Origin of the sequence: Zobellia russellii (assembly GCF_018728565.1) — a bacterium.
Taxonomy (GTDB): domain Bacteria; phylum Bacteroidota; class Bacteroidia; order Flavobacteriales; family Flavobacteriaceae; genus Zobellia; species Zobellia russellii.
In genome coordinates this window covers 130,923-153,937 of record NZ_JACSOI010000008.1, presented here as the reverse complement: position 1 = coordinate 153,937, position 23,015 = coordinate 130,923, and the positions used below count along the sequence as shown (strand labels likewise).

8 protein-coding genes are annotated in these 23,015 nt (G+C 41.3%); 7 read left to right on the top strand and 1 reads right to left on the bottom strand.

Annotation, left to right across the window (positions count from 1 at the left end; all coding sequences use genetic code 11):
• The 6 genes from H9565_RS17375 to H9565_RS17350 all read left to right on the top strand — a co-directional run.
• The coding region (locus tag H9565_RS17375; RefSeq protein WP_215441567.1) for a gliding motility-associated C-terminal domain-containing protein at positions 1-3,243 on the top strand (3,243 nt) is incomplete at its 5' end.
• Positions 3,244-3,249: 6 nt separating this feature from the next.
• Positions 3,250-4,185 carry a PorP/SprF family type IX secretion system membrane protein gene (locus H9565_RS17370; protein WP_215441565.1) on the top strand — a complete coding sequence of 312 codons (936 nt, stop codon included), beginning with the start codon at positions 3,250-3,252 and terminating at the stop codon, positions 4,183-4,185.
• Positions 4,186-4,187: 2 nt separating this feature from the next.
• Positions 4,188-6,116, top strand: coding sequence for an OmpA family protein (locus H9565_RS17365; RefSeq protein ID WP_215441563.1), 1,929 nt, complete (start codon positions 4,188-4,190; stop codon positions 6,114-6,116).
• 82 nt (positions 6,117-6,198) lie between these two features.
• Positions 6,199-7,233, top strand: coding sequence for a COX15/CtaA family protein (locus tag H9565_RS17360; protein WP_215441562.1), 1,035 nt, complete (start codon positions 6,199-6,201; stop codon positions 7,231-7,233).
• Positions 7,234-7,260: 27 nt separating this feature from the next.
• Positions 7,261-7,755 carry an IS1096 element passenger TnpR family protein gene (locus tag H9565_RS17355; protein ID WP_215441560.1) on the top strand — a complete coding sequence of 165 codons (495 nt, stop codon included), beginning with the start codon at positions 7,261-7,263 and terminating at the stop codon, positions 7,753-7,755.
• A 104-nt stretch (positions 7,756-7,859) separates the two neighbouring features.
• Positions 7,860-8,918 (top strand): nucleoid-associated protein, encoded by a 1,059-nt coding sequence (locus H9565_RS17350; RefSeq protein WP_215441558.1) that lies wholly within the window; start codon positions 7,860-7,862, stop codon positions 8,916-8,918.
• A gap of 60 nt (positions 8,919-8,978) precedes the next feature.
• Here the strand turns inward: H9565_RS17350 and H9565_RS17345 are convergent, their stop codons facing one another.
• Complete coding sequence (locus H9565_RS17345) at positions 8,979-10,064, bottom strand: hypothetical protein (RefSeq protein ID WP_215441556.1); 1,086 nt, start codon at positions 10,062-10,064, stop codon at positions 8,979-8,981.
• A gap of 158 nt (positions 10,065-10,222) precedes the next feature.
• On the opposite strand from H9565_RS17345, the gene H9565_RS17340 reads away from it, so the two are divergent.
• On the top strand, positions 10,223-23,011 hold the full coding sequence (locus H9565_RS17340) for a T9SS type B sorting domain-containing protein (RefSeq protein ID WP_215441554.1): 12,789 nt from the start codon (positions 10,223-10,225) through the stop codon (positions 23,009-23,011).
• Positions 23,012-23,015: the final 4 nt, after the last annotated feature.

Here is a 23,015-nt window from a genome sequence, read left to right as displayed (position 1 = left end):
CTCGGTGGTACTCCCGATTCAGGTGGGACATGGTCTCCAGCAATGGCAGGTGCCGGAACCTATACCTACACCGTTACGGCTACTGCTCCATGTACCGTTGATGATACTTCCGAGGTAGTTGTCTCCGAACAGGCCGCTCCCGATGCAGGTACAGACGGAACGTTGACCATCTGCGAAGGGTCAACAGTAAACGAAACTCAACTTTTTGCTCAGCTTGGCGGAACTCCTGATTCCGGTGGGACATGGTCTCCGACTCCCTCTAGAACGGGAACTTATACATACACGGTCGCAGCTACTGCACCATGTACAGTGGACAGCTCATCTGAAGTGGTAGTTTCAGAACAGGCCGCTCCCGATGCAGGTACCGATGGAACGTTGACCATTTGCGAAGGTTCAACAGTAAACGAAACCCAACTTTTTGCTCAACTCGGTGGAACTCCCGATTCAGGTGGGACATGGTCGCCTACTCCTTCAGGAGCAGGAACCTATACCTACACGGTCGCAGCTACTGCACCATGTACAATGGAAAACGCATCCGAAGTGGTAGTTTCCGAACAGGCAGTTCCCGATGCAGGTACTGACGGAACTTTGACCATCTGCGAAGGGTCAACGGTAAACGAAACCCAACTTTTCGCACAGCTCGGCGGTACCCCCGATTCTGGGGGGACGTGGTCGCCTGCAATGGCAGGCGCCGGAACCTATACCTACACCGTTGCGGCTACTGCACCATGTACAGTGGACAGCACATCCGAAGTGGTAGTTTCCGAACAGGCAGTTCCCGATGCAGGTACCGACGGAACATTGACCATCTGCGAAAGTTCGACGGTTACCGAATCACAGCTTTTCAGTCAGCTTGGCGGAACTCCCGATTCTGGGGGGAATTGGTCCCCTGCAATGGCTGCTGGCGGAACTTATACCTATACCGTTGCAGCAACAGCGCCATGTAACGTGGACGATACCTCGGAAGTTGTTGTTTCAGAACAATCTGCTCCCGATGCAGGTACCGACGGAACGTTGACCATCTGTGAAGGCTCGACAGTAAACGAAACCCAACTTTTTGCTCAACTCGGTGGCACGCCAGATTCCGGTGGGACTTGGTCTCCTGCAATGGCAGGTGACGGAACCTATACTTATACCGTTGCAGCGACAGCACCTTGTACTGTGGACAGCACATCCGAAGTAGTGGTCTCCGAACAGGCAGCTCCAGATGCAGGTACAGACGGAACTTTGACCATCTGCGAAGGGTCAACAGTAAACGAAATTCAACTTTTCAGTCAGCTTGGTGGCACTCCGGATTCCGGTGGGACATGGTCACCAGCAATGGCAGGCGCCGGAACCTATACTTATACCGTTGCGGCGACAGCACCATGTACCTTAGACAGCACATCCGAAGTGGTAGTTTCTGAACAGGCTGCCCCAAATACAGGCTCCGATGGAACATTGACCATCTGCGAAGGGGCGACGGTAAACGAAACCCAACTTTTCGCACAGCTTGGCGGTACACCCGATTCCGGTGGGACATGGTCACCGGCAATGGCAGGTGCCGGAACTTATACCTATACCGTTGCAGCTACTGCACCATGTACAGTGGATGGTACATCGGAAGTAGTGGTCTCCGAACAGGCAGCTCCCGATGCGGGTACAGACGGAACTTTGACTATTTGTGAAAGCACAACGGTTACAGAATCACAGCTTTTCGCTCAGCTCGGTGGCACTCCGGATTCCAGTGGGACATGGTCTCCAGCAATATCAGGCGCAGGAACCTATACTTACACCGTTGCGGCGACAGCGCCTTGTACCGTTGATGATATCTCAGAAGTTATCGTTTCGGAACAGGCTGCTTCAGATGCAGGTACCGACGGAACTTTGACCATCTGCGAAGGGTCAATAGTAAACGAAACCCAACTTTTCGTACAGCTCGGTGGAACTCCCGATTCTGGGGGGAGTTGGTCCCCTGCAATGGCAGGTGCCGGCACTTATACCTACACCGTTGCGGCGACAGCACCTTGTACCGTTGATGATACTTCCGAGGTAGTTGTCTCCGAACAGGCTGCTCCAGATGCAGGCTCCGATGGAACTTTGACCATTTGTGAAAGCACAATGGTTACAGAATCACAACTTTTCGCACAGCTCGGTGGAACTCCGGATTCCGGTGGGACATGGTCGCCAACTCCCTCTGGAGCGGGAACCTATACGTACACTATAGAAGGTTTCTCATGTCCCAATGCAACTGCTACCGTTACTGTTATTGAAGAAACATTGCCGGATGCCGGTACTAGTACCTCATTAATCATATGTCCCGATACTACAATATCCACTGCTCAACTTTTTTCACTCTTAGGAACTTCAGAAACTGGAGGAACTTGGAGTCCAAATCCCGAGAACGCTGGTGCAGGGGTTTATGTCTATAGCATTGCAGGAAATATTTGCGGCGGCAATTCTGAGGCTACAGTTACAGTAACAATATCAAATCTAGATTCAGACGGAGATACCATTATAGATTGTGAAGAAAAACAGGATACTACAGACCCTTTTAATGACTGCGACTCCATTGGTGGAACCCCCTTGTCCAATAGCGATTGTGACAATGATAATCTTTCGGAAGAGGAAGAAAATTTATTGGGCACAGACCCTAAGATTCCAGATACCGACGGTGACGGCGTACTTGACGGGCAGGAAATAACTGATAATACCGACCCCTTGGATTCTTGCGATTTCTTATTGGTAAGTCAGACTCTTGAACCTAGCGCAGATTGGAAGTTGGAAGATTGTGATATGGACAACCTGAACAACGAACAGGAGGTAATGAGAGGAACCGACCCTGCAAATCCGGATACCGATGGGGATACAATTACCGACGGTCAAGAAGTTTTGGATAATACAGACCCACTTGATCCGTGCGATTCCGTAGGAGGAAATCCACCAGCCAATATTTCATGTGAGTTGTTCGTTGAAATAGATATAGTTAAGCCCGGAGATATTTTAAACGGAGCTTTTAAAATTATAAATATTGACCGATTCCCCGATAACCACGTAGAAATTTTTAACCGATGGGGAATTTTAGTTTGGGAATCCGAGGGTTATGATAATCAGAACAATGCTTTTGAAGGTTCTTCACAAGGACGTATAACTATAATCGAAAATCAGAAATTACCCTCCGGTGTTTATTTCTATCAAATAAAATATGTCTCAAAAGGAGAAGATAAAATGATAAGCGGGTATCTCTATTTGATGCGACAATAATTAAGGATGAAAAAAGAACTTACATCTCTAATACTACTTTTGACCACTGTTTTTTGCTTTGGTCAGCAGGATGCGCAGTTCACTCAGTACATGTACAACACCTTGTCTGTGAACCCTGCTTATGCCGGTTCTAGAGATGTCCTTGGGGTCTCCCTATTACATAGGTCACAATGGGTAGGCTTGGATGGCGCACCTAGTACCCAAACCTTCAATATCCAAGGACCTTATACTAATAAAATAGGTTTAGGTTTTTCTATCGTTCATGACGAAATAGGGAATAACACCAACCAAAACACAAATTTTGATCTTGCTTTCTCATATAATATTCCAACATCGGAAAACTACAAACTTTCATTCGGCCTTTCAGCCGGAGGTCATCTATTAAATGTAGATTTTAATAAGTTAAGGAATTATAGTGCTAACTTGGCACCTTCCGTAGAAAGTGAACTCTACAAAAAGTTTTCTCCCAGTATTGGGGCTGGCGTTTATTTCTACTCCAACAAGTTCTACATAGGTCTCTCTACCCCTAACCTCTTAGAAACCGAACATTTTCAAAATCCAGATGATGATGGCACTGTAATAGCTTCAGAGCGTGTGAATGTCTATTTAATATCAGGTTATGTCTTTGATCTAAATTCAAACTTAAAATTCAAACCTGCATATCTCATCAAGGTTGTTGCCGGAGCTCCTCTTCAAGTAGATGTTTCCGCCAATTTCCTGCTCAATGAAAAATTCACATTGGGAGCGGCATATCGGCTAGATGCTGCAGTAAGCGCGTTATTTGGATTTCAAATGGGAAAAAAGTTTATGCTAGGACTAGCCTATGACCGTGAAATATCATCTCTGGGAGGGCAACAATTTAACAACGGTTCTTTTGAAATATTCCTTAGATATGAATTCATTAAAAGTGCCAAAATAGATTTAACCCCAAGATTCTTTTAGATATGAAGATAAAACCCACATATCTATTACTTCTACTCCTTTTAATCTGCTGGGGCACGAATTGTTTTTCGCAGAGGAAAAAGAAAGACACGGATGTTGATAATTTTGACCATTATGCCTACATGCAGGAAATTGAGTCCTATGCATCTTTACTGGAAAAAGGGTATGATGAAGTCACTATTCATAAGAAACTTGGTAATGCCAATTACCATAGTGCCAACTATGACGTAGCCACTTTTTGGTATGGGAAGCTTTTAGAAAACGACCAAGTTGCAGTTTCTCCAGACTATCTTTACAGGTATGCCTTGGCGCTCAAATCCATAAAACGATACGATGAGTCCAACCAATGGATGGAGAAATTCAAAAAAATAAAGAACAATGATACCCGGGCCAATCTGCACGCCCGTAATCCGGAATATCTAAAAGAGATTCAAATTCCAAAAGAACAATATACGATAGAGAACCTAGCTGCAATTAATTCCGAAGAATCGGATTTTGCCCCATCTTATTTTTTAAAAAACCTCGTATTTACTACCTCCAGAGACTTGGAAACCCAAAAATACAGCCCCCTTCCCTACCTTAATTTATATGAGTGCGAAGTTGGAGAAAAGGGCAAAACGGGACAGCTTTCTGTACTTTCAGAGGTTCTAAATACCAAAGCCAATGAATCCTCTACATCTTTTTCAAAGGATGGAAAAACTGTATATTTCACAAGGAACAATTTTTCCAAAAAATCTTTCAAAAGGGATAAAAATGGAATCAGTAGGTTAAAGATATACAGAGCTTTCAATACAAATGAAATTTGGCAAGAACCGGAAGACCTCCCCTTTAACGGCACCAATTTTTCGGTTGCCCATCCTTCTTTAAGTTCAGACGGAACAAAACTCTATTTTGCTTCCGATATGCCCGGTGGAATGGGCGCTTCTGATATTTACGTGGTAGATGTATTATCCGATGGTAGTTTTGGAGAACCCAAGAATTTAGGAGCTCCTATAAATACCGAGGGCAAAGAAACGTTTCCTTTTATTTCGGATTCAGGAATTCTATATTTTGCTTCTAACGGACACCCTGGTCTAGGCGGACTTGATATTTTCAAATTCGATATTAATACTGAAAATAAGGTAACCAATTTAGGAAGTCCTATTAATAGCCCGGAAGATGATTTTTCACTTGTATTGGACCCATCCGAAGAAATAGGCTATTTTGCTTCCAACAGAAAAGGTGGAAAAGGCAATGACGATATATATACCTTAAAACGAAATGATACTGACTGCTTTACCTTTATAGAAGGAAATGCCTATGATAAGGATTCTGACCAACCATTGGCAGAAACTCTTATTGAAGCGCTGGACTATGATGGGCAGAAGTTGGCAGAGACCCTGACCGCTTCTGATGGCTCGTACACTATACGTATCCCCTGCCAAGAAAAGCAATACCAGCTCGCCGGCAAAAAAGAAGGTTATGAGGTTGGCACGTTGTTTATGCTCACTACCAGCGATAAAAAACAGATTAGCGGTACGCGTTTAGAGCTAGAACTGTCTACCAAAGTTGCAGATGTAGGTTCCGATTTGGTCAAAATATTAAAGCTTACCCCTATTTATTTTGACCTGAACAGCTCCTACCTAAGAAAAGATGCCTACACCGAATTGGACAAGGTAGTTGATTATATGAGTAAAAGACCGGATATAAAAATTGCCGTGGGATCACATACGGATAGCCGTGAGGGAGATGAATATAATTTATGGTTATCCAAAAGAAGGGCTATGAGAACGGTAGCTTACATAACATCAAAAGGAATAGATTCTTCCCGAATTTCCGGTACGGGTTACGGTGAAACCCAATTATTGAACGATTGCGCCAATGGTGTAAGATGCTCGGAAAGGAAGCATCAACTGAATAGACGTTCAGAATTCATTGTAATAGAAAAATAACCTGGTTCCTGTCTAAGAAATAGCATTAGAGAGGGGGTAAAATAATTCTAGGAGCCTTATTTTTGCACAAAGGAAACTTCCTATGCAAAAGAACTTCAGAAAAGTAGCTAAAGTAGCCCTGGTCCTCGTATATCTTGTTATTATTGCCGGTGCCGTGGTACGTGGAACAGGAAGTGGAATGGGGTGTCCGGATTGGCCCAAATGTTTTGGACACTATATTCCTCCCACCGAAATTTCACAACTACAATGGAAGCCAGATACCGATATCAAGAAAGGCCAAATCATTATTGTAGACGAAACTCTTCAAGTGGCCACGGAAAGTTTTAGAACCAGCACTACATTTGATAAAAACAACTGGGAAACTTACACCAAACATGATTATGCCCAGTTCAATCCCGCCCATACATGGATAGAATACATCAATCGCCTATTTGGTGCTTTAGCAGGTCTTGCTACTTTAGTGCTTGCCGTTATGTCTATCCGGCTATTCAAAACCAATAAAAAAATAACCTTTCTGTCATGGCTCGTAGTGTTTGGCATGGGCTTTCAGGCCTGGTTGGGGGCAACGGTAGTCTATTCCGTCTTAGAGCCAGTTAAAATCACGGTCCACATGGTTATGGCATTGGTTATTGTAGCCGTTCTTCTATACATTATCTACTTAACAAAAGGAAAATTAGAGAAACCCAAAAATTACAGAGAGATTGTTCCGCTTGTAGCGCTGCTACTTTTTATGACCTTGGTGCAAGTAATTCTAGGTACTCAGGTAAGACAATTTGTAGATGATCAGATGGATATTTTTGGCGATGCGGCAAAAAACCAATGGCTAGTTAATGCAGATTGGCATTTTTACGTACATCGTTCGTTTTCAATAGTTATTGTACTGCTAAACGTTTTTCTGGCTCAACGCATTTTTAAATACAAACTTAATTTCCCTAAAATAAATTGGGTACTACTATTCTTGCTGTTAGAGGCCTTGTCCGGTGTTGTCATGTACTACTTTCATTTTCCGCTCGCATCACAACCTATTCATCTGGTATTGGCCAGCTTGCTTTTTGGGGTTCAGTTTTATTTGCTTTTAGAAGCGTTAAGTGCCAAAAGAAGCTATAAATCTTTGTAACTTTGTCAACCCTTAAAAATTGTGGTTATGATTTACAAAATACGTGTCATATTAGATGCAAAAGAGGATATTTTCCGAGACCTAGAAATAGAAGCCAGTACTTCTATGGAAGAGTTTCATAATGCTATTGCACAATCTTTTGGGTTTCTTGGTAATGAAATGGCCTCTTTTTACACTTGCGATGAAGAATGGAACCAAGATGAGGAAATCGCCCTTTTTGATATGAGCGATAACGGTTCTGACGTACGCCTGATGAACGAAACGTTTTTGGAGGATATCATGACGGAAAACAGCCCAAAACTGATTTATGTTTATGATTTTTTAAGTATGTGGACGTTCTATGTAGAACTAGCGGATATTGTTGAACCTGAATCCGGTATTGCATACCCCAACGTATTGTTCAGCTTTGGTGAACTTCCCGAAACTCCACCTGAAAAGAATTTTGAGTCCAAACCCAAGTTTGATTTTGACGATACTTTTGACAATTACGATGATTTGGATTTTGATGAAAACTGGAATTAGTTTATTTCTTCCGGATCAGCAATATATCCATCTTTACAAATTCATTTAGCATTCTAATTTTAAGCAACACGTACCTTATCAAGAATTAAAACAGCTATTAAAATATGATCAACCTATATCCTACCCAAATCGAAACAATTTCCCTGCACCGTGTGGGGAACAAAAACAAAGGCGAAGGGATCTTTCTTTCCGAGGAGCCTTTTTCTTTAAATGATGAGACTACCGGTCTCCTTAAAGAATACTTCTTTAAGCCTTTTCGTGAGAAGGAAGAGAACTATTTTAAGTTTGTAAATGATGTAGATGTTGAGTTTAACGAACTCTTTAAAGTAGTTACAGATATGTTTTCCGATCCGGAAAGCATGCACGTAAATTCTAAAAAAATAGCACAACACCTTTTTGAACAATCCAACCACCCACATATTAAAAGTGGTGAGGTCTATGTGGCGCATTTGTCTAATGTTATGCTGGATAATGAAAAGACCGAAGCTATTGGTGTTTTCAAAAGTGAGCTAAAACATGATTTTCTTCAATTTGAGGAAAAAGGAAGCAACCTAGATATTGTAATCCAGCAAGGTATTAACATTAACAAATTAGATAAAGGCTGTCTTATATTCAACGTAAACAAAGAAGAAGGATATAAAATTCTTTCTGTAGACAGTAACCGCTATGACACCAAATATTGGCTAGAAAATTTCTTGGATGTAGAGGCACTTGCAGATGAAAACTTCTACACTAAAAACTATTTGAAGTTTTGTCAGAATTTTGCAAAAGATGTGGTATTGCCTGCCGAGGATAAGCAACAAGAGGTTCTCTTTATGAACCGTGCGGTTAACCATTTTGCTAAGAACGATGCTTTTGAAGAGACAGGATTCCTGAACGAAGTAATGGAAAATCCTGAATTAATACCTGAATTCAAAAACTATAAGGTAGAAAAAGGACCCAAATTTAGTATTGAGGACGTATCTAATTTTGATATTGCGAACAAAGCCGTATCCGACGCTCGAAAGAAAATAAAAAATGTCATAAACCTAGACACCAACATACAGATTAAAATGGATTTTATAAATCCGGAATCTGCAGAGAAATTTGTAGAAAAGGGCTGGGACGAAGAACGCCAAATGTACTACTACCTTGTTTATTTTAACAAAGAGGAAAAAAACTAAAAATTAGGGTTGTTGGTATCGCTAAAGTGCTATTACCTTTGATGCCAACAACCCCTTTTATTACTGTATTTTTATACGTTGTTCCAATATTTGCTTCATACTCACATCTTCGTAATTACGACGTACAAAATTCAAGGCCAAATCCAATACTTCGCCCATAGTTTCAGACTTCCTAAATTGCTGGTCCAGTGTTAGTTCGTAGATTTGCTCTCGTAACATTTCTAAATTTTCCCGAGTAGAAATCGTATCTTTCTTAACAATGCCACGAAGCCGTTTTATACGTGCTCCAGAACTTAAAATTCGCTTGGCAACAATAGACCTTTCTTCCAACTTATATTGATCTACGGAATCTCTTCTCAGCTTTTTCCTTACAAGCTCTACCATCTGAAAATTTTCCTTAAAAAATTGGGGTCTATATACCTTTAGTTTCCCTTCAAAACACTGTTGGTCAAAATCTATGGCACGTATACGATAAACCACATGATCAAAGTCATGAACAGGAACAATTACGTAATTGTAAGACCTCATATCTCCCAATAAACGAATCATACAACGCTCATTGAATTTTACAAATTCTTTGGCCAATTGAGATTTTTCAGATTCCGTACAATTGGGCAACATATCCTTTATGAAAACATCTCCCGGAATACCGGCAATATGCTCTTCGATCAAGGTGTCTTTGTAGACCAAAAAGTTAAGGTTATAAGGAGAAAGCATATGCTCTAATTCCAGTCCGTATATCCTAGATGCATCGGTCTTTTTTACATAAAAATAGGTGAAGTTATCGTTTAAAATATTCCTGACCTTTATCCGAAAAGGTTTGGAGTTTCCAAAGGTGCAAAAGTCTACTGCATCTACATTTAAGTATTGATGAATGTTATCACTACCATCCGAATGGAGTATGGAATATACCTTCTTTAGGCTATTATCAATTTCAATTCTATCAAACTCTGAATAATATACCCGTATCCACAGTGTATCCTCATCATCAGAATCATAGACCACTACAGAACCGGCAAAACGTAACAAATCTTCATAAAAGATGGGTATCTCTATTTTTCGGCTATAATGCCCTAAATATTGGTCTAGCTTCTTGCTCACCGGGTACGCCGGTTTTTTCTTCGACATGAGTCGTTCTTCTGACATATTTCCAATTTCCTTACAAATTAATCAATTCCCACAAATTATAAGACAACTTACAAGTATTACGCTTAAAACAACATCTTTTAGAGGGTTTACAACATTTATTTAGCAGAGTGGGGCAACCTTAGTTATTTTGTTACAGTTCCAAATTGACCAGACCAATGAATACGTTACTAAAGCCATCTCTAAAGGGCATCCTTTATCTTTTTATTGCGTTTAATGCATTTTTCGGTTATTCACAATTAAGTGATCTTCATTATCTACCCCCATTAAAGCAAGGTCAAAATAACCAAGGTATACAAAACCAGGCAATTCATTTGTCTACACCTGAAACAACACCTTTTACCGTTAACGCCTATAGAGGTACGAGCAATACTCCTATACAGACCTTTTCTATTGACAATCTAAATTCGGTCGTTTGGACCCTAAGTAACGGAGACAACAATATTACGTTGGTTAGTAACAGTAATACCGGGGTTGTACTTACAAATAGCGGATTGCGTTTTGAGGCACCGGGCGGACAAGAATTCTATGTTAACTATAGAGGTAAGTCCGGATCACAGGCCGCTTCGTTAACCGCAAAGGGAAGACAAGCGCTAGGTACTAAATTTAAATGGGGAGGTGTACCGAATAAAGGTACCCATTCTTCAAAATCCAATACCTTAGGTATTATGGCCACTGAGGATAATACCACAGTAACCCTGTCCGGTTATGATTCCGGCTGTCAGTTTAGGGTCGGTAACAACAGGGCCGGTATTACTGCAGACTCCTACACTATAACTTTAGATAAAAATGAATCGTTCGTATTTGAGACCTATATAGGTAATTCGTATACCCGGGCCCATGAAGATGGTTGGATTGGGGCTTCAATTGTTTCCAACAATGATATTGTAATTAGTAACGGTTCTATAAACTTTGGTAGTCAAGACGGACAAAGTCATAGGGATGCCGGTATTGACCAACCTGTTCCAGTAAATAAACTGGGTAAGGACTATGTTTTTATCAGAGGTAACGGAAATACCAACGGACTTACGGAATTTCCATTGATTATTGCCACGGCAGATAATACACAGATTTTTGTAAACGGGAATACAACCCCTATTGCAACAATAGACAATGGCGAGTATTTTAAAATTCCTAGCAGCAATTATTCTCGCAATTCCGCTGGTGGTAACATGTTCGTTCAAACATCAAAAGATGCATATGCTTATCAATCCGTAGCGGGCTCATCCGCATTGTATACCCAAGGTCTAAATTTTGTGGCTCCGGTAAATTGTTTATTACCGGATAGAATGGACAACATTCCCGATATCAGGAACGTAGCCACATCAATAATGACCGGTGGACTAACCATTACCGCTTCGGTAAATACACCGGACAATAATGTAAAGGTTTTTCAAGATGGCATAGAAATAAGCAAACCAGCGTCCGAAGCGGTCGCAGGTTCGTCAGATTGGAAAACATTTTTCATTCCAAATCTAGATGGAGATATCAGTGTTACTTCAACCGGGCCTATGGCTATCGGTTTCTTTGGTTATAACGGGGCACAGGGTGTTGCCGGTTATTTTTCAGGATTTGATACCGTTCCAGAGGTTAGGCTAGAGATTAATGGAGGTACCGTTGGAGAATGTTTTTCCGGTTCCAGTATTTTTGAAGCATCGGACGATAATTTTGATGCCTATCAATGGTATTTTGATGGAGTGTTGATTCCAGGTGCAAACTCGTTTGATTATGCCGCGACTATTGCGGGTGATTACTTCGTAAGAGGTACAAAAGGACCTTGTACCTATGATTCTCAATCTATTAAAATTTTCTACTGTGAACCAGATGTTAAGGTTGACAAAACAGTTGATAAACCAGAAATAGTAGAAGGCGAAACGGCCACCTTTACCATTAGAGTGGAGAATGTATACTTTAATGATATTACCAACTTACGGATTACAGATAATATTCCAGCTGGGTTGACCTTAAACTCGGCTAATACCATCAAAGGTTCTTGGAACGGTAGTGTTTGGAACATTGGCACCTTGGCTCCAGGAGAAGTTGCCTTTTTAAACTTGCAAGTAACTGCAGATGAAATAGACATTTTGCCTTTAGTAAACCTCGTTAACACGGCTACCAATTCACAAGATCAAATAGATGCCAATACTACAAGGGATGAGCCCTCTGCCCGAATTATAGTACATAACGATTTTGATAATGACGGCGTAGTAGATAGTGTTGATTTGGATGATGATAATGACGGTATTTATGATGCTGTTGAACAAATGTGTATCATATCTAGTGATGTTAATTTCACTTCTCCTTCAAGTACTATACAAGGGGGTACTACGGTAACAGAAATTTTTTCTAATTACGGAGGTTTTTGGCGAAGTTCTACAGCTTCAAATAATCCCGTATTACCTAACTTATCACATGAATTATTGGCATTCACATCAGGAGGTACTACTTTCTCCACCGGGGTTGCAGACGATAATCTTTTTGATGCTGATGCTAATGGTTTATTAGATGGCATAGACTCCAATAATGATGGAATTGCAGACATTTCGGCTACAGAATCTAGCTGGATGGCCTTAACACCTTCAAATAATATTTATGGAGAAGCAACATTTGAAGCGAATTTAAATGACGGTAACAACAATAATGCTTTAGGGTTGACCATTGTTAACGACCCTACCTCAGACCCATTAAATCCTTTATTGACCCACGGACAAAATGGATTAGATCTTGGTTCTGGTATTGTTAACATTGGTGACACATGGACCTATGAAATAGATCCTATAGTAGCTACTAATGTTGGAGATGGTATACCAGATATATTATTGACACAAGTGGCAGACCCAAGTGGTGTTGGTCATATTGTTAGTCTTTATGATGCTTCAGGCGCTCCTCTAGGAAATGCTGTACGTGTGCAAGCCTATAGCGGCGGTGCACTTGCAAATGTTGTTGGTTCGTACAGATTAGATATTTATCACGCAAACGGAAGTATTTTCTATAATAACACCACAAGAGATTACCGCTTGGCAACAGTAGAATTATCAGAATTTGGAATACCCACCGCTAGTTTAAGTAATGTGGCCTATCTACGCTTGCAACTTAGTTCAAATGCCGATGTTGCATTTTTATCCTACAATACAGCGTCCTTCTCCGGATTTTGCTCGAACTTGGATACGGATATGGATGGTTATCCTGATCATTTGGACTTAGATAGTGATGATGATGGTTGTAGCGATGCGAACGAATTTTACAAAAGTGATTCCGCAGATGGCGGAGATGGCGGCGAATACGGTACTGGTGTTCCTGTAGTAGACCCTAATGACGGTACCGTAAATGCAGCTTCTTACACACAAGTTTACGCACCGGTCATTAACTTGGGCAACACTTCTGAATTATTGGGCGGCACGGATATTAACGGGCAAGATGTGAATCTAGGAGATACGTTTAACTATGTACTCCGTTTTCAAAATACAGGTGATGATGATGCCACCAATTTTACGATTAGAAATGTATTGCCAAATAATGTTACGCTAGATAATATCAATATTGATGACGCTCCTGGAGTAACCAATACCTACAATGCAGGCACGAATACCATAGATTTTACAATTCCAGATAACTTGGTCGAAATTGATGACCCAGAATATAAAATTAAGATTACGGTTACCATATCCGGTGATTGTTCTGAATTTGTGGCTGCTTGCGCCTCTCAATTAGAAAATCAAGCTTTTGCTACGTACCAAGGTATCATTAATACGAATACCTTTTCGGATGAAGATGGCAGCAATACGGCCGGCTCTTGTGTTTCCGACCTTGAAGTTGCCAACAATAACGTTTCCGATGCTTTAACTAACTGTAATGTGGCACGCTCCGTACAACTTTGTGGAACGGAAGCTGAACTTACGGCCGGATCTGGTTTTGAAACCTACAATTGGGCTATTGACAATAATAACAACGGAACTATAGATTCTGGTGACACTATCCTTAACGACGGAGACCCTGATAGCGACCCAAGTACAATCACTATAACCAACATTGGTAATTATATAGTAGAAAAAACAGTTAGTAACGGTTGTTCCAACCATACTGAACTTATTTCCGTAGAACGCTATGGGGAAACCCAGACCAACCCTATTATAGAATACTTTAATCAGGTAAATGGAGACACGAATCCCGATAATGATATTCAAGGTGAAATAGTTACCTGCTCCATAGATGGTAACTCCATGCCAAACATATTCCTTTGTGGAACTGGAGACAGCGCCTTTATTCAGTTGGGTATTACGGATGCACAGAGCATTACTTGGGAGAAACTTGATGAAAGTAGTTGTTCCGAAGCTACATGTGGCGAGGTAAGTGATGACTGTGCGAATACGGACAGTAACTGGTCTTGGACACAAGAAGAAGTATCCAACAATTTTACGGTTACCAATAGTGGTAAATACAGAGTGGTAATCGCTTACGAAGGAGGTTGTTTTAGCAGGTTCTATTTCAATGCCTACCAAAACACTTTGGATATACCTGAACCGGATACATCGGACATTATCTGTGATACAGATGGTTCCATACGTGTTATAGATTTGGGATCGGGCTACGGATATCAGTTGTATGATGTAGAAAACAATACAATAGTAGTGCCGTTCAGTGCCGGGCAAGGACCAATTTTTGATATTGCCGTTAGCGGAACGTACAAAGTACAGATTACACAAATTAACCCATCTACGGGTAGTCCAATAGCCAACAGTTGTATTTTTGAGACGGATGAAGTCGGTATTTCGGAAAGAATATTTGAGGTAACCCTAGGTTCAACTCCTTTTGATTGTAATGATTCTGGAACCATATCCGTACAAGCATTGAACGTTTCTCCAGAATACAGTTATGAACTTTATTATGATGACGGAAGCGGTAATGCAGGTGCATTTGTTGCCAACAACCTTGTTTCCTCAGATAATACACATACATTTTCAGGTCTTTCCGAAGGTGATTACGTAGTGGTGACCACTACTGTAGATGGCTGTAGAGATGAAAACACTATTACGGTAAATGAAATTCCAGAATTAAGCCTGACCGCGACAAATCTGGAGAACATCACTTGTACCTCGGGTGTTATTGACCTTTCGGTATCTGGTGGAACAACTGGCTATGAGTATGCTATATATAGTAAAGACGGAGTTGCTACTTATGCCGATGAAACTACTATTCCAGATTCTGAATTTTCAGAGAATGCCACATTCTTATTCGGTTATGACCTAGCTTCTTCCACTTATATCCCTAATGAAGATGGCGATTATGTTTTTGTTGTAAGAGATGACAACGGGTGTTACGGGCTTTCCAATATCGTAACCATGAACGATTTTGGTTCGGTAAGCATTACCGCTTCAAATACGGATATCAACTGTGCCGATTCATCCACATCGGTATTAACAATTAACGCCACAGGAGGTATCGCTCCATATCAATACAGTCTTGACGGGGGAACAACCTATCAATCCGAGAATTTTTTCAACAATATTTCAGCAGGAATTTATACTATAACCGTTAAGGATTCGAGCAACCCTAGCGGAAATGGTTGTGAGGAATCTATTGACTATGAGGTAGTGCAACCGTTTAGACTTACTGCATCTCCTGCTATCATAGAAGATGCTTCTTGTGATACTTCGGGAGATACGCCTGCAACCGCCCTCGTAAAAATCTTAAATACCACAGGAGGTCAAGCTCCTTATGAATTCAGTTTTGACGGAGGTAGTTCTTTTGATGTTGTGGATGAAAAACGCCTAGCTCCTGGAACCCACCAAATGGTAGTAATGGACGCCTTAGGATGTACTACGGATTTAGAAATTACCGTACCGACTACAGCAAACGACCCAAGTTTTGATAATGCAATTACCTACGCTTGTGATGGAAACGGAATAGTTACGATTACACCATCCAACACAACCGATTTTACATACACTTATCAACTAAACGGAGCCGATAATACACCAATTGACAGTAACATTTTTAATAATGTAGCATCTGGAACACAAACGGTAACCGTGGGTTATACCAGTACAATTTCAGCTGGGCAAAGTACTGTACTGCTAGAAAATTTTGGTACAGGTTCCACTACCCAGATTGCCGAAATAGGTCCTGGATATTGTTACGAACCACAAGATGGAAGTGAAACTAACTGTAACCTTGGTCCTGCCGGTATTTTAGTAAATGCTGAATACGCTGTAACGGATAGAGTTACAAACCCAAATACTACTTGGAGAAGTCCTAATGATCATTCCGGTCTTACAAACGGTAGATTCATGGCTATAGGTGTAAGCACCTCGGCCGGTAACAATAACGTATTATGGTCCAGGTCTGGTCTTGAAGTTCTTGCCAATCAAGACATAACTATTTCGTTTTATGCTTATAACTTACAAATAGATGGTACACCAGGCAACAACCCTGAAGTGCTTGTGGAACTAGTAAATGCTTCTGGCACCGTTATTAGTAGTCAAGCTACCGGCTCTATTCCACAGAATACCAATGCAAATGATTGGCACTTAAGAGAGGTTACGTTTAATCCTGGTACAAACACTGCCGTTGGTATCGTGCTTCGTACCAATCTGGATAGTGATGATGGAAACTTTTTGGTCCTTGACGATATTCAAGCTACTCAAGTACCAGAAATCTGTAATAAAACCGCAGATATTACAGTGGTTGTAGAGACTGGTAAAGCTTTTGAGGTAAATATCCTTGGAAGTACAAACCCGACTTGTAATGGAAGTAACAATGGTAGTATTCGCTTTGAAGTCGATAATTTCAATCCTGCTTTTGGATATGAATACTCTTTGGATGGAGGTACCACTTGGACAGCGGAAACCACTTCTCCAATTACCTCAGCTGCTACCTTGGCCGATGGTACGTACAGCGTAATGGCTCGTAAAGTAGATGACAATACATGTACGGCAACCTCAGCAACATCAGTTACTTTGACTTCACCAAATGCGTTGACTGCAACTTTACAGCAAACAGCTGAGTTTACCTGCTTAAACACAGGTGCAACGTTGGAGGCAACGGCAACAGAAGGAACACCAGGATACGAATATCAGTTGGAACTTACGGATGGTACCATGGTTCGTGCATTTAGCACGTCTAATCAGTTCTTGAATGTTCCTGCGGGTGATTACCTGGTTAGAATCTCCGATACGAACAACTGCGAAGCATTATCTACAGTGCCAGTTACCGTAATTGCCCCTACTCCAATCTCTGTAGACTTAACGGCTACCCAGTGTTATGACGGTCTTAATAATGGAAGCGTAACCGCAACCGTCACGAACGGAAATGGCAACTATACATTTAAATTGGGTACAGGTGCAGAACAGACCCCAACACCTATCAACGGAACTACATTTACTTTTAACAACTTATCGGAAGGAACGTATGATGTAGAAGTAAAAGACCAATATGGATGTTCCTCAGGAATTCAGTCTATTACCATAGCTCCTGCCGTTACCTTAAGTGTTTCTGTAACCAATGCCAGCAGTTGTGCAGATGGTACTTTAACCGCAACCGCAAATGGAGGCGACACCAATTATATGTATGCATTTATACCTAGCGGAAATACGGTTACGGATGCAGATTTTGCTACAACCAATACTAGGAACGTACCTCTAGCCGATATTGGAAATTATGATATTTATGTAAGGGATAAATCCAACGGAACCAATTATTGTCAAGCAACCGTCACGGAAGAGGTTCAAGCCAATCCTACCTTATCCTTTACCGCGGTCCCAACGGATGCCGAATGTTTTGGTGGCAACGGAAGTATTGAAGTGAATATCACAAGCGGACTTGCACCGTTCGATTACAGATTAATCGATACTACAAATGGTAACCCGGACCAATCAGATACGGACGTGGTTAGCAATACCAGAACCTATTTCAACTTAACCCCAGGCACATATGACGTACAGATTACTGACGCCGCTGGGTGTGTACAAACAGTTACAGGTATTGTTGTTGACGAACCTATTGAATTAACCAGTGATGTAGAAGGTAGAACTCCCGCCAATTGTACGGGTGATGTTAATGATTTTGGGTTTGACTTTTTAAATTACCCGACCACTATAGGAACTGTTGAATTTAGTGCCGATGGTGGTACTACATGGCAAACCTCCGATCAATTTAGAGGATATTTATCAGGTGAGGAAGTTGAGCCTTCATTAAGAACGGTAGATGGTAGCGGTGCTACTATATGTCAAACCGATTTACCTAGATTTATCATTCCTTACCCATTGGATGATTTAGATATTACAATTCTTCCAATAATCGTTAATTGTGATGAGTTACAGGTTAGTGTACGTGGTCAAAACGGTACAGCTCCCTATGAGTACACCTATTCGGACGATCCGGCAAACTTTAACGCCGTTACTCCAACCAACCCATGGACAGTGGCATATCCTTCAGGGACCACTCACACCTTCCCGAATTTAATTCCAGGAAGAACCTATGCTTTCTACGTAAGGGATGCCGTAGGTTGTGTAAGACAAAGTAGTGTAAACGTTAATGATATTGTTACCAATCCAATGGAAATTACGGCCAGTATTACCCCTGCCTGTAATGCCACAAGTAATGGTGAAATTGAATATACGATTACCGATAATCACGGAAGCACTGAGCCAAGCATGGAATGGGTTTTATATGATATTGATGGTAACGCTATCCGCAATAGCGGAGGTGTAGTAGCCTATTCCGGTACCATTAATATTACAGGTTTACCAGCAGACGAATATTTCATAGAAGTTCAGCAAATAGATGGCTCTGGAACCCCACAATGTATCAGCGCCAGTGAAAATGAAATTCTAGATGAACTGGATACTATCACTGGAGTTCCACAATCTATTCAGGATATTTCTTGTGAGAGTCCCGGACTTATAGAAATTGACAATGCACGAGGTGGTGGCGGTACGTATCTATATACCGTAACCGGACCTGCTCCGTTTGCAACCATTACCGCTACAGGTGATAATCCTATTGAAATTGCGGCAAATTCGCCTGCGGGAACTTATACTGTTTCCGTAGAAGACCAATATGGCTGTTCGTATGCATTGGGCAATGTAACCATGAATTTTATGGCACTACCTACCATAGATGCTATTGATATAGATAACTGCAGCACCAATGCTACCATTACGGTAAGTTCTACGGGAACAGGAACCGTACTTTATTCTTTGGATGGTGGAAGCACATACGAGAATAACGGGGGTAATTTCACCTCTGTACTTGCAGGAAATTATGATATTTTCATTAAAGACGGAACTGGTTGTACAGCTTCACAAAATATTGATGTACACCCAACCCTACAGGCTACAGCAGGTTTGGATAAGCAATTGGGCTGTGGTGCCGGTAATGAAGCGCAAATAGCGATTGAGGCAATTTCAGGTTCTGGTAATTACGAATTCGAAATTGTAGATAGTTCTGCTGCGGTTAAAATTGCACGCCAAACCTTAACGAGCAATCCTTTCAATGCAATAATAGATGCAGCGGATACATATACTGTTAACGTTTACGACATGGGAACTTCGGCCCCACAATGTAGCAGAAGTTTCACAGTAGAGGTTCCTGCTGCTATTCAACCACAGTTCACCGCCAATCCTACAGATGTAAGTTGTTCAGGTGCTAATGACGGTAGTATAGAAGTGGCCCAAGTTAACAATGGTAATAATCCTTTGACTTTTACCTTGACCCCAATGCCGGTAGGTGCATCTTGGGATGCCACTATTCAATCTTTTATAAACTTACCTGGAGATACGTATACCGTAACAGGAGAAGGCCCTAACGGATGTTCAACAGTTATGAATTCGGTTGTAGTGAATGAGGATGTCCTCATTTCATTTGCCCTACCTGCTGTAGAACAATTTGGCTGTACAGGTGACAATGACGCCAATAATGCAAAAATTACTATTGATTACAGTAGTATTTCAGGAGGAAGTAGTACTTACAATAGATTTGTTTTCATTGACGATGCTACTTCAAACGTTCTTCAAGATGGCAGCAGTCTAGTTTATGAGTATACAGATTTTGCCGGCGGAGATGTAATCGTTCGTGTTTTTGATAGCAAAGGTTGTCCCGTTGAACGGACAGTTACTGTAAATGCTTATGACGCACTAGTTGACGCTACTATTTCCGTTACTAGAGATATCAGCTGTATCAACAGTGGAGAGGACATCAGTATTGATGTAACCAGCACTATTACGGACTTTGCAACCAACCCAACAAACTATGAGTTTAGACAATTGCCGTCCACTACATACCAAGCTTCTAATCAGTTCTTGAATCTTGGAGCTGGCAGCTATACTTTCGGAATTCGAAATATCACTACAGGTTGTGAAATTACCCGTAGTCATTCTGTAGAAAACCCGAATACATTTGATGTTACCGTTGAAAAACTATCCGATGTTGTTTGCCATGGAGACAACGGCAGTATTCGATTAACACTGGTTGATGCCACGTACACTACTGGGTTCTCTTATTCTATTTATGACACCAATGGTACTCCGGCAGACCGTTCGGATGATGGTGCTGCCGTGTTAACGGGCAGTTCTGTCAATGTTGGCCCTACTCCCGCCATTAGCGTACCTGCAGGAAACTATTTGGTAGAAGTAGTACAAGATGATTTCCCTAATTGTACACAAGTAAGGTCCTTTAACATTACAACACCAAGCGCTCCAATAACTCTAGCACCAATAGATACGGAAGATGTAGGTTGTACCAATGACCTTGGTAGCGCCAACATTGCCCCTGCTGGAGGAAAAGCTCCGTATGACATTATCTTGACCCATAACGGTTCAGGTACAACATACACAGCCAACCAAGTAAATAGTTTCCTTTTTCAAGGTCTTGGAGCCGGGCAGTATACGGTTGAAGTAACGGACAACTTAGGTTGTAACCCTACGTTCGCCAATGCATTTGAATTGGTTGTCCCAGACCATATTTCCGCTACCATTTCAAGTGTATCCTTAGTTTGTGAAGGTGATGCGGATGCTTCTGTTACAGCCACCGTTTCCCCAAGGAACGTAACCACAAACTACAGATACATTCTTAATACGTACGATGATGCTTCCGGTACCAACCTATTGCAGACGTCAAGCTCACAAACTACCGATACCTTTAGCAATTTAAGATCCGGTTTTTACAGCATCAGCATATTAGACGATATGAACTGTAGCTTTGAAACACCAATTGAGGAAATTGTTGAACCTACAAAGGTAGAAGGTCAATTGGTTACAGCTCAACGCTTAAGTTGTCTGTCCGATGCCGAGTTGCTATTGACCGCTTCTGGTGGAACCGCTCCTTATATGTGGAGTACGGACGGCACCAACTTTAATGCCATGAACCAAACAAGTGGTCCTGACACACATTTGTTTACCGGTATTACCGCAGGCACTTACCAATACTATGTTAGGGATAGCTTTAACTGTGTTTCCGTTCAGAGCAACAGTATTACCATCAATGCTATAGAGCCATTACAAGTGGTAATAGACGATTCTGCAGCTGTAGTAAACTGTAACGGTCAAAGTACAGCAGTTATTGATGCTGAAGCCAATGGCGGATTGGGCAATTATCAGTACGCCCTATTCTCGGACGCTGCGCTTACCAATGAAATACGTCCTAACCAGAACACAGGTCTATTTACAGATTTACCAATGGGCTCCTACTACGTTAGGGTTCAGAGTGATGATTGTGAAGTGGTGTCAACGGAAATTCCAATTGTAGAACCAGCTCCGTTAGAAGTTACTCCAGAAATTGTAGATGTAAGTTGTAATGGTGCCGAAGACGGAAGCATTACCGTGAATGTAAATGGCGGTATAGGAATCTATCAGTTTGCCATCTCTCCAAACTTGAATCAGTTTACAGATGAAAATACTTTTGATGAATTAGCTCCTGGAGACTATACCATCATTGTTCAGGACTCTAACGGTTGTTTTGAGGTTATTGAAGCCACCATTACCCAACCAGAGGTATTGGAAGTTGAAGCATTAGCTACTCCTGAAATATGTGTTGGCGAGGAAAATGGCGAAATAGATTTGACCATAACAGGTGGTACCGCTCCATACAGTACCCGTTTGTTTACAGAAACCAATTTTGTGGAAGGAAGAACTAACTTTAGTGATTTAGCTTCCGGACTATATATTATCTATGTTGAAGATGCCCAAGGATGTGAAGAAACCATTACAGTTACCATAGAATCCGGAGTAAACCTCGAAGCTCTTGTTGAACCGGTCTACGGTTGTAACGGAAACATACCAAGCAATTATGTGAATATTGTGCTTGCGGACCCAACTATAGAAAACGACGTTCTTTTTGGACTTGATACTATGGACCCTTCCCAAATGCAACTAAATCCGTTCTTCCGTGATATTGCTCCGGGTAGCCATTACGTTGCCATTTCGCACGCTAATGGTTGTGTAGCCACCTATGATTTTGAAATTGAATCATTTGACCCCTTAACTTTGACCGTAGCCGAGACCAATATCAATCAGATAACGGCAACCGCTTATGGTGGTAGAGAAAACTACACCTACTATTTTGGGGATACCAACAATGGTTCTGACAACGTTTTTTACATTACCAGAACAGATACCTATATAGTTACCGTAGTAGATGAAAATGGCTGTGAAAGTACCCAAAGTATTTATATGGAATTCATAGATATTGAAATCCCTAATTTCTTTACACCTAATGGAGATGGTAACAATGATATTTGGAGTCCGAAAAACATTGAGATTTACCCGGATATCTTTATCAGTATTTATGATAGATACGGCCGTACGGTGTACCGTTTTAAAGACAACCAAGATGGGTGGAACGGTATTTACCAAGATACCAACTTACCTTCCGGAGATTATTGGTACATCATAAAACTCAACGGAGAGGCAGATACTAGGGAATTCGTAGGGCATTTTACGCTATATAGATAAGTAA